Genomic DNA, 687 nt, shown 5'->3' with positions numbered 1-687 from the left:
GTGAATCGCTGCGCGGAGCTATAAAAATTGCAAGCCAACAACAAACAAATACTGGCGCAGATGATGATGTTGCCATTACACCAAAAAAACTAAGCTTTGGCTTTTCCCTTACATTGACATCAAATACATTATGTTTTGTTGCGCCAACATGGTTAGGTTCATGGAAGCTTCAGTGTGGATACGGCTCTGTTAGTTCCACAACAGCAAACCAAGTGTTAAATATTACATTCCCAACAGCATTTTCAGAAGATGTTAAGGCAAACTTGCTTACACACTCAGGAAATGGAATTGCCTCTTCAGGAAATACACGCGGATATATAATGAGTAGCGAGAGGGCCAGTAACACTGGGTTTTCATCATCGTACTCTAGTAGTACACCAACATCTATATCATTTTCGTGGCTGGCAATAGGAAAATAACATGAAGTATTTCGATCCTGATAATGTAGGTTTTTTTGATGACAACTATGACACTATTAAAAGTTCGTACGTTCCTGAATGTGAATGGGGGATCACATACGTAGAATTGATAGATGGCAATTCCTCAGGATTGGAAATATATTCTGACCAAAACAGAAATCCGCGCCTGAGAAAGCACCAGCAAAATCCTGAGCAGTCTTGTGAAATTGCAAGGGCATACAGAGATACAGCCATATCATCCACTATGTGGATAGCTGAAAGGCATCGA

Annotated in this window: 2 protein-coding genes; both read left to right on the top strand. The window is 40.3% G+C overall.

Translation table 11 applies throughout. The annotated features are described in order from the left end of the window. A partial coding sequence (locus tag LD28_RS23450; RefSeq protein ID WP_420911713.1) for a gp53-like domain-containing protein occupies positions 1 to 419 on the top strand: 419 nt, incomplete at its 5' end. Position 420: 1 nt separating this feature from the next. Continuing rightward, positions 421 to 687: hypothetical protein (locus LD28_RS23700; RefSeq protein WP_206538760.1), on the top strand; the 267-nt coding region annotated here is incomplete at its 3' end.

This window comes from Aeromonas finlandensis (assembly GCF_000764645.1).
GTDB lineage: Bacteria > Pseudomonadota > Gammaproteobacteria > Enterobacterales > Aeromonadaceae > Aeromonas > Aeromonas finlandensis.
The sequence above is the reverse complement of the archived record's forward strand: the minus strand, read 5'-3'. Positions and strand labels throughout refer to the sequence as shown.